Origin of the sequence: Fusobacterium mortiferum ATCC 9817, from assembly GCF_000158195.2 — a bacterium.
In the GTDB taxonomy this organism is placed as follows: Bacteria; Fusobacteriota; Fusobacteriia; order Fusobacteriales; family Fusobacteriaceae; genus Fusobacterium_A; species Fusobacterium_A mortiferum.
In genome coordinates, this window is the sequence record NZ_GL987987.1 from 26053 (window position 1) to 42006 (window position 15954).

Here is a 15954-nt window from a genome sequence, read left to right on the forward strand (position 1 = left end):
GAAAAAAAGATTATAACTAGAGTTAGTTATTTGAAAGTGATATAATATAAAAAACTATGTTAAATTGGAGGTAAAGAGATGGTAAGTTTTAAAAATGATTATAGTGAGGGAGTATTACCAGTTATAATGGAGGCTCTTTTAAAAACTAACTTAGAACAAACAGTGGGATATGGAGAGGATGAATACACAGCTAAGGGTATAGAAGCTATAAAAAAAGCTATAAATTTTGAAGATTGCTATGTACGTCTTTTAGTAGGAGGAACACAGACAAATCTTCTTACAATTTCTCATATTTTACGTCCATATGAAGCAGTAATAGCAGCAGATACAGGGCATATCAGTGTACATGAAGCTGGTGCAATAGAAGCTACTGGGCATAAAGTAATAGAGTTAGCAACTAATGGTGATGGGAAAATAAGTTTAGATATGATAAAAAAGGTTTATGATGTTCATAAAAATGATTTTCATATGGTAAAGCCTAAAATGGTATATATATCTAACCCAACAGAATTAGGAACTCTTTATACAAAAGAGGAGTTAATAAATATTTCTAACTATTGTAAAGAGGTAGGTATGTATCTATATATTGATGGAGCAAGAATGGCATCAGCACTAGCTTCTGAAAAAAATGATATAGAGCTTACTGACTATCCTAAATATTGTGATGTTTTCTATATAGGAGGAACTAAGTGTGGACTTTTATTTGGAGAGGCATTAGTAATTACAAATAAAGAGCTAGCTGAAGGATTTTTCTGTAGTACAAAACAAAAGGGAGCTACTTTAGCAAAAGGAAGATTATTAGGAATACAATTTACAGAGTTATTTCAAGGTGATAGATACTATCAAGTAGGAAAACACTCAAATGAGATGGCAGCTATGTTAAAAAAAGGAGTATTAGAGGCTGGATATAAATTGAAGGCAGATTCATATACTAACCAACAATTCTTTATACTTCCTAATAAGGTGATAGATGAGATTGGAAAAAAATATAGATATGAGTTTTGGGAAAAAATAGATGAAGAAACTTCAGCAATTAGATTAGTAACTTCTTGGGCTACAAAAGAGGAAGATGTAAAAGATTTTATAGAAGACTTAAAAAATATAAAATAAAATATTGACAAAAAAAGTAAAAAATAGTATTATAGGTATAGGGGGGTACCCCTATATTTAATTTAAGCGGAGGTTAGAAGCATGAAAAAAGTAATAAAAATAGATGGGATGGGTTGTCAACACTGTGTAAAAAGTGTAACTAATGCTTTAGAGAATGTATCTGGAGTGAAGATATTAGAGGTAAAAATTGGAGAAGCTACTGTGGAAATAGCTGAAGATTTTGATATGAGTATAATAGTTGATGCTCTAGATGATGTAGGATATGAGGTAGTCTAATGACTAGAAAAAATTATCAACTTGGTGGAGTAACATGCCAAGTATGTGTAAATAAGATAGAGAAGAAACTCTCTAAATTAGAAGGTGTAAATGAAGCTGTTGTAAATTTCTCAAATGAGAAACTTATTGTAGAATATGATGAAAAGATATTAGAAAACGAAAAGATAAAAGAAGTTGTAAAGAAACTTGGATATGAGATAGAAGAGATAAATGATTATAAAGAAGTAGAACTAGATATCTCTGGAATTACTTGTCAAGTATGTGTAAATAAGATAGAGAAAAAAGTAGGAAAGCTAGAAGGAGTAAGTGAAATTGTTGTTAATCTAGCTAATAGCAGAGGAAAAGTAATCTATGATTCTGAAAAAATAAAGCTTTCTGAAATATTAGAAGTTATAAAAAAACTTGGATATGATGGTAAGAAACATGAAGAGTTAGAAGAAGATAGCAGAGCTTTAGAAAATGAAAAGATTCTTAAAAGAGAGTTTTTAGAATTTAAGTTGGCAATATTTTTCTCAGCAATTGTTTTTTATATATCTATGGGAACAATGGTAGGGCTTCCTGTACCTAATATAATCTCACCTGATAATAATCCTTTGAATTTTGCTTTGATTCAATTAGTATTAGCAATACCTGTAATTTACATAGGTAAAAGATTTTATAGAGTGGGAATAAAACAACTTATTATGAGAAGTCCTAGTATGGATTCATTGATAGCTACTGGTACAGGATCAGCTATATTATATAGTCTGTATGCTACATATAAAATCTATCAAGGAGATATTCACTATGCCCATGCACTTTACTATGAGTCTGGAGTAGTAATATTAGCTCTCATCTTATTAGGAAAATATTTAGAAAATGTAAGTAAGGGAAAAACTTCTGAAGCTATTAAAAAGCTTATGAATTTAAAAAGTAAAAAAGCTACTCTTGTAAGAGATGGAAAATTTGTACAGGTAGATATAGAGGAAGTAGAATTAAATGAGATAGTTCTAGTAAAGCCTGGAGAGAGTATCCCTGTAGATGGAGTGGTTGTAGATGGACAAAGCAGTGTAGATGAGTCTATGCTTACAGGAGAGAGTATTCCTGTAGAAAAAAATATCGGAGATAAAGTTTTTGGAGCAAGTATCAATAAAAATGGAACTTTACAAATAAAGGTTGAGGCTATAGGAAAAGATACAGTTATATCTAAGATAATTAAACTTGTAGAGAATGCTCAAGGAAGTAAAGCTCCAATCGCTAAGATAGCTGATAAGGTTTCAGGCTATTTTGTTCCAGTGGTTATGTTTATAGCAACACTAGCTGGTATAACTTGGTATTATTTAGGAAGTAAAGGAATAGTTGAAATACATGAAGCACCATCTATCTTTGCTCTTACAATATTTGTAGCAGTTATGGTTATAGCTTGTCCATGCTCTTTAGGGCTTGCTACACCTACAGCTATAATGGTAGGAACTGGAAGAGGAGCAGAATTAGGAGTACTTATTAAATCTGGAGAAGCTCTTGAAAAAGCTCATAAAGTTGATACAATAGTTTTTGATAAAACTGGAACACTTACTGTTGGAAAGCCAAAGGTTACAGATATAATAGTTTTTAATGAAATGAGTGAAGATGAGATTTTAAAAATATCTGGAGCACTGGAGGAGTATTCAGAACATCCATTAGGAGAAGCTATTGTAGAAGCTGGGAAAGAAAGAAAATTAGTATTTCCAAAAGTTAAAGATTTTAAATCTATAACAGGAAAGGGAGTATCTGGTGTTATAGATGAAAGAAAAATATATATAGGGAATATTAAACTTATGAAAGAGTTTGGTGTAGGATTAGGAGAGGAAAAAATCTTAGATGAATTGGCAACACAAGGAAAAACACCAATGTATTTAGCTATAGGTAATAAACTTGCTGGAGTAATAGCAGTAGCTGATATTTTAAAAGATGAGGCTATTGAAACAATAAAAGAGTTACAAAAAAGAGGTTACTATATTGGAATGATAACTGGAGATAATAAACTTACAGCTCAAGCTATTGGAAAACAAGTGGGAATAGATATAATCTTTGCTGAAGTAACTCCAGAAGAGAAGTATCTAAAGGTAAAAGAACTACAAGAGCAAGGAAAAAATGTAGCTATGGTAGGGGATGGAATAAATGATTCTCCAGCTCTAGTACAAGCTAATATAGGTATAGCTATAGGTGGAGGAACAGATATAGCTATGGAAAGTGCTGATATAGTTCTTATGAAGAGAAATTTAAAAGATGTATTAGTAGCTATGGATTTAAGTCATGCAGTAATAAAAAATATAAAAGAAAATCTATTCTGGGCTTTTATTTATAATACAATAGGAATACCAGTGGCAGCTGGTATATTATATCCTCTTACTGGGCATCTATTAAATCCTATGATAGCTGGAGCAGCTATGGCAATGAGTTCAGTTTCTGTTGTAACTAATGCACTTAGATTGAAGAAATTTAAAAAATAATTTTAAAAAATTAAAGGTATTGAGCAAATTTTTTATTTTAAATTTGCAACAATACCTTTTTTTAATGTATAATATATGTAGTATGTTGTATAAGGTGATAAAATGGAAAATAAAAATATAGAGGTACAAGGACACTGTCTATCCAATGAAAGTAGTTTTAGAAAAAATCTTATTTCAAGAATAAATAGAATTGCTGGGCAATTAAGAGGAATAGAAAAAATGATATTAAATCATGTAAAGTGTGACGAAATATTAAATCAAGTTGCTTCAGTAAAATCTGCTCTTAATGGAATAGCTAAAGTTGTATTAGAAGCGCATTTAAGAAGTTGTGTAGTAGAAGAGATAAAATCTGGCTTTGAAAAACAAGCAACTTCAGAATTAATAGAAACTTTGAGTAAATTGATGGATAAAAATGGAAATAAAACTCAAGAGAGTAATGATAATATAATAAGAAAAGTAGAAAAACAAATAGCAACAATAAAAGAATGTATAGAAAAAGATGAGTGTTGTAGTAGTATCTTAAAAGAGATAGCACTTATAAAAAATGAACTAGATAGTATGTCTAAGGTAATATTAGAAGGACATATAAGAAATTGTTTAGTAAGAGATATAAAATTAGGTTTAGAGGAAAAAGTAGTAGATGATTTTTTATATACTATTAATAAGATGATAAAATAATAGGAGGTAAATATGAAAAAAATTCTTGTAATAGATGATGAATGGAAAATCAGAAAATTAATAAAGGATTACTTAGTGAGAGAGGGATATATTGTAGATGAAGCTGGAGATGGAGAAGAGGGGATAGAAAAATTTTTTTCAAATATCTATGATATAGTAATTTTGGATATAATGATGCCAAAAATAGATGGATGGAGTGTTTGTAGAAAAATAAGAGAGGAATCACAAGTACCAATTATTATGCTTACAGCTAGAGCAGATGAGAGTGATCAACTTTTTGGATTTGACTTAGAAACAGATGAATATATGGTAAAACCTTTTAATCCAAAACTTCTAGTAGCTAAGGTAAAAGCTTTACTTAGAAGGGATGGAAAGATAATAGATAAGGCACCAATGGTATTTGGAGATTTAGCAATAGATGGAATAAAAAGAGAGGTAAGATTAAAAGATGTAGTTTTAGATCTAACTCCTAAAGAGTATGATTTATTATATTTCTTTGTAGAAAATAAAGGGATCGCCCTGTCAAGGGAGAAAATATTAAACTCAGTATGGGGGTGGGATTATTTTGGAGACTCTAGAACTGTTGATACTCATATTAAGAGATTGAGAAAAAAAATAGGAGATAAGTATGTTCAAACTGTAAGAGGTTTTGGTTATAAGTTTGAGGAGTAATATATGAAAATAAGATGGAAGATGTTTCTCCTTATGTGGAGTATGGTAATGATGATAATAGGAGGATTTGCTATAACTAATACTGTTTATTTGGAAAAATTTTATTTAACAAATAAAAAAGACAAATTAATCCAAATGGGGAGAGTTATAACAGATCCTAACTATATAGTAGATTTTAGAAATCTTGAAGTACAAAATAATGCTGAGATTATTATAAAAAAGTGTGATCAAGTAGATAAATATTATCAAAGAAAGCAACTTACTGAACATGAAGTAGATGAGATAAAAGAGAGTTTAAAAGATGAAGAACCTATATTTAAGACAATTTCTTTTGAAGATTACAGAGGAAAAGCTTTAATATTATTCATGCCTTATAAACCAGATAGATATATTGAGATAATTACCCCTCTAAGTCTTATCCAAGAGGGATTAGAACTTTCAATGAACTATCATTTACAAATAATAATTTTATCATTTATAGTTGGATCATCAATGGCTTTTATTTTTTCAAAAGCTATGGTTACACCAATATTAGAGATAAAAGAAATTACACAAAAAATAGCTAAACTTGACTTTAGTAGGAAATTTGAGTCAGATAGAACAGATGAGATAGGAGAGTTAGGAGAAGCTATCAATAAGATGGGAGAAACTCTAGAAAAAAATATCGATGAGATAAATAAAGTTAATAGGAAATTAATAGCTGATATAGAAAAAGAGAAAAAATTAGATAAACTTAGAAAAGAATTTGTAGCTTGTGTAAGTCATGAATTAAAAACTCCTATAGCTATAATTCAAGGATATGCTCAAGGATTAGTGGAGAATGTTGCTAATGAAGAGGATAGAAATTTTTATTGTGATGTAATTATAGAAGAAAGTTATAAGATGGATAGTTTAGTAAAAGAGTTACTATTAATTTCTCAGATTGAAGCTGGATATTTTAAAATGAAGATGGAAAAAACAGATATCTACCATTTAATTAAAGATTTGATGGATAAATACTCTACAAAAATAAATAAAATAGAGTATGAAGGAAAAGAGAATATAGTTGTTTTATGTGATGAAAAATATATAGATAGGGTTTTAGATAACCTTATTTCAAATGCAATAAAATATAAAACAGGAGATTCTCCAATAAAAATAAAGTTAGAAGAGAATAAAAATAGATGTATAGTAACTGTAAGTAATGAAAGTAAAAATCTTCAGAAGAAAGATTTAGATACTATTTGGAATCCATTTGTAAGACTGGATAGTGCAATAGGAAAAGAGGGACATGGACTTGGACTTGCTATAGTAGCAGGAGTATTAGAAAATCATAAAAGTAAATATGGAGTATATCTTTCTGAAGGGAATATAGTAAATTTTTGGTTTGAGTTAAAAAAATATAATGGAGAAAAAAATGAAGAAGAATGATTATTTTTATGAGATAGAGAAGGTTTATTTTGAAAAAAAATATGATATAGAAAAAAGGTTAAAAGAATTTAAAGAAGTATGGGAAAAAGGAAGTAATAAAGATATTCATGTGGAGTTATCTTTTTGTATACTTACACCACAATCTAAAGCTGTCAATGCTTGGAAAGCTATTACAACATTAAGAGATAATGGTTTACTTTTTAATGGTACAGCAGAGGAAATGGTGGAATATCTTAATATTGTAAGATTTAAAAATAATAAGGCAAAATATCTAGTAGAACTTAGAGAGAAAATGAAAAATGAAAAGGGAGAATTTATAACTAAAGATTTCTTTTCAAGTTTTAAGGATTTAAGAGAAGCTAGAGAGTGGATAGTAAAAAATATAAAGGGAATGGCATTTAAAGAAGCTAGTCACTTTTTGAGAAATGTAGGATTTGGAAAAGAGATATCTATTTTAGATAGACATATTTTAAGAAATTTAGTGAGATTAGAGGTAATAGATGAGATACCTAAAACTATTACTCCAAAGCTTTATTTAGAGATAGAAAAAAAGATGAAAGAGTATTGTGATTTTGTCAATATATCTATGGATAGTTTAGATTTACTTTTGTGGTATTTGGAAGCTGGAGAAATTTTTAAATAATAATGTTTAAGAAAGTGGATTCACTACACAAGAATGACGAAGATTGAAGAGAATAAATAGAGCAAGTCAGCAAAAGCGAACACTAAAAAACACAACTGTTTGAGTGAAACGAGTTTTGTGTTTTTAGTGAGCTAAGCCATACTTGCTCTTTATTCTTTGAACGAAAGTCATTCTTGAATTATTTATAATTTCTTAAATTGCAGTAGCTTTTTCTATAAATTTTTTAAATATTTTTAACATCTCTGTATTTCCACGAGCTGTCATCATTTCAGGATGCCACTGTATACCATAGAAAAATTTATGCTCTTTCATCTGAAAGGCTTCAATAATTCCATCTGAAGAGATAGCAATAGGGGTAAGATTTTTTCCTAAATTATTGACAGCTTGATGATGGAAGGAGTTAGTAGAAATCTCATCTCCATAAAGCTCAGCTAGAATATTATCTTTATCTACTATTTTTACTTTATGTACAGGCATATCTGGATAAAAATCTTGTCTATGTTTTAAAACTTCTCTATTAGAATATTTTAAATCTTGAAAAAGAGTTCCTCCCATAAAAACATTTAGAAGTTGATGACCACGACAAATTCCAAGAATAGGTTTACCTGTTTTAATAAATTCTTCTAAAATAAGAAACTCTCCTCTATCTCTTTCAAGAGAGACAACTCCTATTCCATTTTTAAAGTCTTCTCCATAAAGAGTAGGGTTTATGTCAGCACCACCAGAAAAAATGATACCATCTAATATTTTTATCTGCTCTTTTATAACCTCTAAATTATCTAAAGTAGGAAGGATAATAGGTATTCCTCCAGCTTCAATAACAGATTTAGAATAATCAATACTTACACAATTTCTAAAATAGTTTTGAAGATTTGGGTCATTTTCCCAAGCAGAAGTTATTCCTATAATTGGTTTTCTCATAAAATCATCTCCTATAATTTTACTTTATTAATATAATATGAAATTTTTAAAATATAGTCAATAAAAAATGGAGGGTTACTCCTCCATTTTTTCAATTTCAATATCTGGAAAGTTATTTTTTAAATCCTCTTGAGTTTTAATTTTTTTTAGTACTTCACAAGCAGAACAAAGACCACTACAAGTAGAAAAACCTTCTATAAACTCTATTGTATCTCCATCTTTTAATTGGTTTCCATTACCTTTAATTTTATATTTTCCATTTAATATCATCTAAATACCTCGTATAATATAATTTTTTATATTATACCAATTTTATAAAGTAATGGAAATGAAAATTTTAGAAACAATCAAATTATAGATTATTAGCTTTTTTATAAGCAGCATAGTTATCTAGTTTATCAGGGAAATATTTTTTTAGTATTTCAAGATATTTTCCTTCAGCATCAAGTTCAAGAAGAGCTTTATTAAATTTTTCAGCCATTTCAGTATTTCCTTTTCTAAAAGCTACTGAAGCACCTGGTTTTGTATCAAAGATAATATCTATTTTTTTAATACCATCTAGATTTTTTAAATACTCTTCAGCAGAGATATCAGCAATGATAACAGCATCAACTTTTCCATTCTTCAAATCCATTAGAGCTCCAGTCCAAGAATCATAAAGTTTAGGAATGCCACCAACATTAATAGTGAATTCCTCTTGAACAGTTCCAATTTGTACTCCTACTTGTTTCCCTTTCAACTCTTCTTTTTTAGTAAGTGGACTATTTTCAGCAACAAGAACATAGTGTCCACCCTCTATAAAAAGATAAGGCATAGAGAAAGTAACAGCTTTTTGTCTTTCAGGAGTTTGTCCCATACCAGCAATAACAGCATCGATTTTTTTCATTTGAAGAGCAGGAAGTAATCCATCAAAAGACATATTATGCCAAACAATTTCATAACCTAGTTTTTTACCTATTGCTTCCATTAAATCTATATCAAATCCAACAATTTCCCCATTTTCTAAGTATTCATAAGGTTTAAATTCAGCATTAGTTCCAACATATAATTTTTTAGCTGAAAAAGATAGTGTAGATAGTATTAATAGTAAGAATAAAATTAGTTTTTTCATAGTATAAAATCCCCCTTGATGTTCAATAGCTTAAAACTATTTATTATTTTTATATTCGTAATATTTATTAATTTTATCAGGGAAATATTTTTGTAAAATCTCAAAATATTTTCCATCAGCATCAATTTTTAAAATAGCTTGATTAATTTGTTCTGCTAATTCTGTTTCACCTTTTCTTAGGGCAATAGATGCACCTGGGAAGTTTTCCTCTACTACATCAATTTTTTTAATTCCTTTCATAGTTTTTAAATACTCTTCTCCACTTACATCAGCAATGATTACAGCATCAATTTTATTTTGTTGTAAATCCATTAGAGCCCCAGTCCAAGAGTTATAAAGTTGAGGTAATCCACCTAAATCTTTAGCAAACTCTTCTTGCATAGTTCCAATTTGTACTCCAATTTTTTTACCATTTAATTCCTCTTTTTTTACATAGCTACTCTCTTCATTAACTATTACATAGTGCTCATCTGATGAGAAAAGTAGATAAGGCATAGAGAAAGTAACAGCTTTTTGTCTTTCAGGAGTTTGAGACATACCAGCAATAACAGCATCGATTTTTTTCATTTGAAGAGCAGGAAGTAATCCATCAAAAGACATATTACTCCAAACTATTTCATATCCTAACTCTTCTCCAATGGCATCCATAAGTTCAATATCAAATCCTACCATTTTTCCATTTTCTAGGTATTCATAAGGAGCAAATTCAGCGTTAGTTCCAACATATAATTTTTTAGCTGCAAATGATAGTGAAGATAAAATTAACATTAAAAATAAAATAACTTTTTTCATAAAAAATCCCTCCATATTTTATATAAATTTTTATTTAGAACTATTTTTAAACTCTTCTTTTATCTCTTTTAAAAGTTGAGGATTAGTAAATATATCCATAGCTGTAAGAGCCATTGCTATTGCAGCTTCTTTCATTCCCTTATAAGCTTCTGGTTGTACAGTAGCACAAGCAAATTCTACACTGTGTCCAGTTAAATGATTTGTAGTAAGTGGGAAAGATGGATGTATAGTTGGACAACAATGACTTACATCTCCCATATCAGTAGAACCAAATCCCTCTTTATCAACAATTTTTGTAACTCCTTGAAGTATTAGATTTTTTTCATAAGTTTCAGATAATTTCTTATTTGTAACAAGGTTAGCAAAACTTGTTTCATAGTTTTCCATTTCCAAAGTAGTTCCAGTAGCAAGAGCAGCTCCTCTAGCACAGTTTTTTACTCTTTCTACTAATTCTTTAAGGTAAGAAAGTGTTTGAGCTCTTACATAGAAGTTAGCAACTGCTAAATCTGGAATAATATTAGCTGCCTTTCCACCATTACTTATAATTCCATGAATTCTAGCTGTTTCTAAAGTTTGTTGTCTTAAAGCATTGATAGAGTTAAATAACATAAGAACTCCATCAAGAGCATTTATTCCCTCATGTGGAGAACCAGCAGCATGAGCTGTTTTTCCTTTAAATGTGAATTGTATAGCTTCCATAGCTTGAGACTTTCCACTTCTAGTATGAGCTTCTCCAGTAGGATGTACAGCCATAGCTATATCTATATCATTAAATATTCCAGCTTTAGCCATATCTACTTTAGCTCCACAAGTTTCCTCAGCAGGAGTTCCAATTACCAATACTTCCCCCACAACATCTCCCATAATCTCTTTTAAAAGTATACCAGCTGCTACACTTGTAACACCAAATATATTATGTCCACAACCATGTCCAATACCAGGTAAAGCATCATATTCAGCAAGGATAGCTATCTTAGCTCCACCATTTCCAGATTTATATTTACCGATAAAAGCAGTAGATATTCCTGCATAGTTATCACTAGTTTCAAAGTTATGTTTTTTTAACAGATTAGTTAAAGCTTCACAAGCTTTAAATTCTTGATGACCTAGTTCAGGGTTATTGTAAATATACTCATTTACTTCTTTAAACTCCTCTAAGTATTTGTCAAAGATTATTGAAAGTTTTTCTTTTAATTGATTCATTTTTCCCTCCAGATGTAATAAAAATAAAAAAAGTCAATACACCATAGATGTATTGACTCAAATTTTTCTATATTAAAAATTGCTAATAGAAAATTCTATAAGCTTAGAGCAATATATTACTAGGTATAACAAAAGATAAGGTATTCAATTTTATATTAAATTTCCTTAACTTTAATGTCCTTAGTAACATTTTACTCCTCCTTTAATAGTTCTATTTGAAATATATATACCATATTCAAGAAAAAAAGTCAAACTATTTTTAAATTTTTCTCTCTTCAAGTAATTCAATCTTTCTCATATTTTCACCTTTTAAAATATATATTAAATCAAATACTAGGTGAAGAATATGATCAGCAAATCTTTCAAGTTTTTTACAAAGTAGAATTAAATCAGTTCCACTTTGAATATTTTCAGGTTTTTTCTTCATAAGCTCAATAATAGTTTCAGTATCTTCTTTAGTTAAAGTATCTATCTCTTCGTCCATAGTTAAAAGAGAGAAAAGAATTTTTTCATCACTTTTTATAAAAGCATTGATATATCCTTCATAGATATTTTTTGTTTTAATAGCTATTGGGTAGATAATGTTTTTTAACTCTTTTTTCATTTCAGGAGAATCCTTTTCAATAGCTTTTATAATTTTTAAATTAGCTTTTAAAATATCTCCCATTCTTTCTATAAGTCTAGCACTATTAATCAACATAATAAGTAATCTTAGGTTTCCAGCTGCTGGTTGGAATCTTGCCATTGTAAAGATAGAATCCTCTTTTATTTTTACTTCAAAATTATTGATTGTATCTTCAACTATTAAACATTCTCCATAAAGAGTTTTATCAAATGATGATTTTTCTAGCATCTCAATATTGATATCTAAAACTCTATTTAGATTTTTTAATAGTTCTAAGTAATGTTCTCTCAATCCTTTAATACTTTCATCTAAGTTTCTCATAATATCCTCCTATCCAAATTTTCCTGTTATATAGTCTTCTGTTTTTTTCTTGTGTGGTGTTGTAAATATCAGTTCTGTTTTATCAAACTCTTCTAATACTCCTTGATAGAAAAAGCCAGTATATTCAGATATTCTAGAAGCTTGTTGCATATTATGAGTAACAATTATGATACTGTATTCTTTTTCAAGTTGTCTAATAAGTTCCTCAATTTTTGATGTAGAGATAGGGTCTAGAGCTGATGTAGGCTCGTCCATTAGTAATATTTCAGGTCTTATAGAGATAGCTCTAGCTATACATAATCTTTGTTGTTGTCCTCCAGAAAGTCCTAATGAAGATTTGTGAAGTTTATCTTTAACTTCGTCCCAAAGAGCAACTGATTTTAAAGAAGTTTCTACAATTTCATCTAGTTTATCTTTATCTTTTTCTCCATGTAACTTAGGAGCGTAAACAAGATTTTCATAGATGCTCTTAGGGAATGGATTTGGTTTTTGGAAAACCATTCCTATTTTTTTTCTAAGTTCAACAATATCATATTCTTTATCAAAGATATTTTTTCCATCAAAAATAATATTTCCTTCATACTTAACATTAGGAATTAAGTCATTCATTCTATTTATTGACCTTAAAAATGTAGATTTTCCACAACCAGAAGGTCCAATTAGGGCAGTAACTTTATTTTTTTTGATTTCCATATTGATGTCTTTTAATGCTTTAAAGTCACCATAATAAAAGTTAAAATCTTTTACTAAAATTCTTGTATCATTAGAATTCATATTTCCTCCTAAAAATCTATATCTATATCATTATTTATTTTTTGAATTAAATCTTTGTCTAATAAAAGCACCAAATAAGTTGAAGCTAAGTGTTATAACTACAAGTATAAATAGTGTTCCATTGATAAAAGATGGTGGCATATTAGGAACTTGTGTAGATATAACATATAGATGGTATGGTAATGCCATTACTTGATCCCAATATGAAATTGGCAAGAATGGTAGATAGAAAGCAACTGCTGTAAACATTATTGGAGCTGTTTCTCCAGCTGCTCTAGATATACTTAAGATAACTCCAGTTAAAATTCCTGGCATAGCTGCTGGTAAAATTACCTTAGTTATTGTTTCCCATTTTGTAGCTCCAAGAGCAAGAGAAGCTTCTCTTAAATGATTAGGTATTGCAAGTAGAGATTCTCTAGTAGCTGTAATAATAACTGGTAAACACATTATTCCCAAAGTTAATGAACCAGAAAGTATAGAAACATCAAACCCTAAGAAGATAACAAATAGTGCCATACCAAATAATCCATAAATTATACTTGGAATACCAGCAAGGTTTATGATTGTTAAATTAATGATTCTAGTTAGAAAATTATCTTTAGCATATTCTACTAAATAAACACCAGTGAAAATACCAAATGGAACAGCTACAATGATTGTTCCAAGTGTTAACCAAAGAGTTCCAACTATTGCTGGAAATATTCCTCCAGCTCTCATTCCATCAGTAGGCATCTCACTTAGAAATTCCCAAGATATTGCAGGAATACCAGTATATATTATATAACCAATTATTAAAAATACAGGAATTACAGCAACTAAAGTCATTATTTTTATCAATATTTCTAAAAAATTAGCTTTTGATTTTTTTATAATTAACATTGTTTTTCCTCCTAAAATTATAACTCTCTTGCTTTTCTTATAAATTTATCAGCTATACAGTTAGTTATAAAACTTATTATAAAAAGTACAATTCCTATTGCAAATAGTGCATAGTAGTGAGTACTTCCTTGAACTACTTCTCCCATCTCAGCTGCTATCGTAGCTGTAAGAGTTCTTACAGCAGAAAGTGGAGTAGTAGCTAAGATTGGAGAGTTACCAGTTATCATAAGAACAGTAAGTGTTTCTCCAATTATTCTTCCAAATCCTAACATAATACCAGCAAATATTCCTGGAAAAGCTGCAGGAAGAAGAACATTAAAAATAGTTTCTACTTGGTTAGCTCCAAGAGCAAGAGAAGCTTCTTTATAAGATTTATCAAGAGCTTCTAATGAGTCATCGGCTATACTTACTATTGTAGGGAGAGCCATAAAAGCAAGCATTATTCCACCAGTTAAAGCTGTTAATCCACTTGAAAGATTAAATAAATTTTTTATAGGACCAGATAATACATATAATCCAATAACTCCTAAAACAACTGATGGTATAGCTGACATTGTTTCAATAATAATTTTTAAAAATGTCCTTACTTTAGGAGTAGCATATTCTGCTATATAGATAGCTGTTAAAATTCCAACTGGCACAGCAATAACTAAAGCTACTATTGTTACCCAAAATGAACCAACTAAAAGAGGTAAAAGTCCATATAATTCTGAAAGAGAAATCCACTTTTTCCCAAAAAAGAAATCAGTAACAGAGTATGAACTAAAAAACTTTAATCCATTCACAACTATAAATAAAAAGATTAGAAAGATTATAACTATATTTGAAATCCCTATTCCAAATAGAATATGTTTCATTCCGTTATCTTTAATTTTTCTAAGATATTGCATAAAAACCTCCAAAAATATTTCAAACTACATTAATTTAATAACAAAATAATAATAAAGTATCAATGTAAAAAGAGTATTAATTCAATGTTAAAATTGTGTAAAAAAATTTTTACATAAAATTTACATTGGATTAATACTAACTTAACATAAAAATATTATATTTGATTTGTAAATAAGAAAAAGTAATAAAAATTAATTTGGAGGGAATAAAATGAATATTTTCAAAAAAGGTTTATTAGGAATGTTAGTTGTGGCAGGATTATTAGTAAGTGCTAATACAGCAGAAGCTAGATCAAAAGTTATTCAAGCTAAAGGGTCAGATACTATATTAAATGTATCGCAATCAATAGCAGAAAATTATATGAAGGAAAATAGAAAAGCAAGAATAGCAGTAACTGGTGGAGGTTCAGGAGTAGGAATTTCAGCTCTTATTAATGGAACAACAGATATAGCTATGGCTTCAAGAAGTATTAAATCAAAAGAGATAGAACAAGCTAAAGCAAAAGGATTAGAAGTAAAAGAAGTAGTATTAGGTTTTGATGGAATAACAATAATAGCAAACCATGCAAATACTGTAAAAGATATTGATGATATAACTCTAGGAAAAGTGTTTAGAGGAGAGATAACTAACTGGAAAGAGTTAGGAGGAGACGATGCTCCAATCGTTGTACTATCAAGAGATTCATCTTCAGGAACTCATGAATTCTTTAAAGAACATATAATAAGAGAAAATAATACTAAAAAAGATTTAGAATATGGACCAAAAACTTTATATATGCCTTCCAATGAAGCTATAAAGCAAGAAGTTAAATCAAATAAATATGCAATTGGATATATTGGAATGGGATATATGGATAACTCAGTAGAAGCTATAAAAGTAGATGGAATAGAGGCAAGTGTAGAGAACGTAGCAAGTAAAAAATATCCAATAGCTAGAGAGGTATATTGGTATGTAGATAATAATGCTTCAGAAGATGTAAGCAATCTTGTAGATTATGCACTTTCTTCAAAAGGACAAGAATTAGTTAAAGAAGAAGGGTTTGTTCCTGTAAAATAAAATAATAAAGTAAAATAATATCTATGTTAGAGAGAGCTTAAGAAATAGTTAAAAGTTGCAAATTTCCTTTTACTTTTTGAGCTCTCTCTTTTATAATTTAAATATAAATTATAAAAACCAA

17 protein-coding genes are annotated in these 15954 nt (G+C 29.1%); 8 read left to right on the plus strand and 9 right to left on the minus strand.

The window, feature by feature from the left end:
* Positions 1–78 precede the first annotated feature (78 nt).
* From FMAG_RS00160 to FMAG_RS00190, 7 genes are all read left to right on the plus strand, one after another.
* The gene (locus FMAG_RS00160) at positions 79–1110 is read left to right on the plus strand and encodes a threonine aldolase family protein (RefSeq protein ID WP_005882890.1); all 1032 of its coding nucleotides are present in this window, start codon (positions 79–81) and stop codon (positions 1108–1110) included.
* A gap of 81 nt (positions 1111–1191) precedes the next feature.
* A complete protein-coding gene (locus tag FMAG_RS00165; RefSeq protein ID WP_005882892.1) occupies positions 1192–1386 on the plus strand; it encodes a heavy-metal-associated domain-containing protein in 195 nt (64 codons plus the stop codon).
* Positions 1386–3857, plus strand: a complete 2472-nt coding sequence (locus FMAG_RS00170) for a heavy metal translocating P-type ATPase (protein WP_005882893.1) — start codon at positions 1386–1388, stop codon at positions 3855–3857. The genes FMAG_RS00165 and FMAG_RS00170 overlap by 1 nt, the downstream gene beginning before the upstream one ends.
* A 102-nt stretch (positions 3858–3959) precedes the next feature.
* Positions 3960–4535, plus strand: a complete 576-nt coding sequence (locus FMAG_RS00175) for a metal-sensitive transcriptional regulator (protein WP_005882895.1) — start codon at positions 3960–3962, stop codon at positions 4533–4535.
* A gap of 12 nt (positions 4536–4547) precedes the next feature.
* Positions 4548–5207 (plus strand): response regulator transcription factor, encoded by a 660-nt coding sequence (locus FMAG_RS00180; RefSeq protein ID WP_005882897.1) that lies wholly within the window; start codon positions 4548–4550, stop codon positions 5205–5207.
* 3 nt (positions 5208–5210) lie between these two features.
* On the plus strand, positions 5211–6617 hold the full coding sequence (locus FMAG_RS00185) for a sensor histidine kinase (protein ID WP_005882898.1): 1407 nt from the start codon (positions 5211–5213) through the stop codon (positions 6615–6617).
* Positions 6604–7260, plus strand: a complete 657-nt coding sequence (locus tag FMAG_RS00190) for an N-glycosylase/DNA lyase (protein WP_005882900.1) — start codon at positions 6604–6606, stop codon at positions 7258–7260. Before FMAG_RS00185 ends, FMAG_RS00190 begins: the two co-directional genes overlap by 14 nt.
* Positions 7261–7452: 192 nt before the next feature.
* On the opposite strand, the gene FMAG_RS00195 is transcribed toward FMAG_RS00190, so the two are convergent.
* The 9 genes from FMAG_RS00195 to pstC all read right to left on the minus strand — a co-directional run bounded on the left by FMAG_RS00195 (position 7453) and on the right by pstC (position 14776).
* A complete protein-coding gene (locus FMAG_RS00195; RefSeq protein ID WP_005882903.1) occupies positions 7453–8181 on the minus strand; it encodes a gamma-glutamyl-gamma-aminobutyrate hydrolase family protein in 729 nt (242 codons plus the stop codon).
* A 75-nt stretch (positions 8182–8256) separates the two neighbouring features.
* Entirely contained in the window at positions 8257–8451 is a 195-nt protein-coding gene (locus FMAG_RS00200) for a hypothetical protein (protein WP_005882905.1), read from the minus strand.
* Positions 8452–8533: 82 nt separating this feature from the next.
* Positions 8534–9292 (minus strand): basic amino acid ABC transporter substrate-binding protein, encoded by a 759-nt coding sequence (locus tag FMAG_RS00205; RefSeq protein ID WP_005882907.1) that lies wholly within the window; start codon positions 9290–9292, stop codon positions 8534–8536.
* Positions 9293–9328: 36 nt separating this feature from the next.
* Entirely contained in the window at positions 9329–10084 is a 756-nt protein-coding gene (locus FMAG_RS00210) for a basic amino acid ABC transporter substrate-binding protein (RefSeq protein WP_005882909.1), read from the minus strand.
* Positions 10085–10114: 30 nt separating this feature from the next.
* Entirely contained in the window at positions 10115–11287 is a 1173-nt protein-coding gene (locus FMAG_RS00215; RefSeq protein WP_005882911.1) for a M20 family metallopeptidase, read from the minus strand.
* 259 nt (positions 11288–11546) lie between these two features.
* Positions 11547–12233, minus strand: a complete 687-nt coding sequence (locus FMAG_RS00220) for a phosphate signaling complex PhoU family protein (RefSeq protein ID WP_005882913.1) — start codon at positions 12231–12233, stop codon at positions 11547–11549.
* A gap of 9 nt (positions 12234–12242) precedes the next feature.
* Positions 12243–13007: a phosphate ABC transporter ATP-binding protein PstB gene (pstB, locus tag FMAG_RS00225; RefSeq protein WP_005882916.1), complete on the minus strand. Its 765-nt coding sequence runs from the start codon at positions 13005–13007 to the stop codon at positions 12243–12245.
* A gap of 30 nt (positions 13008–13037) precedes the next feature.
* Positions 13038–13886, minus strand: coding sequence for a phosphate ABC transporter permease PstA (gene pstA / locus FMAG_RS00230; RefSeq protein WP_040493426.1), 849 nt, complete (start codon positions 13884–13886; stop codon positions 13038–13040).
* A 17-nt stretch (positions 13887–13903) separates the two neighbouring features.
* A complete protein-coding gene (pstC, locus tag FMAG_RS00235) occupies positions 13904–14776 on the minus strand; it encodes a phosphate ABC transporter permease subunit PstC (protein ID WP_040493427.1) in 873 nt (290 codons plus the stop codon).
* 211 nt (positions 14777–14987) lie between these two features.
* On the opposite strand from pstC, the gene FMAG_RS00240 reads away from it, so the two are divergent.
* Positions 14988–15833 carry a phosphate ABC transporter substrate-binding protein gene (locus FMAG_RS00240; RefSeq protein WP_005882918.1) on the plus strand — a complete coding sequence of 282 codons (846 nt, stop codon included), beginning with the start codon at positions 14988–14990 and terminating at the stop codon, positions 15831–15833.
* Positions 15834–15954: the final 121 nt, after the last annotated feature.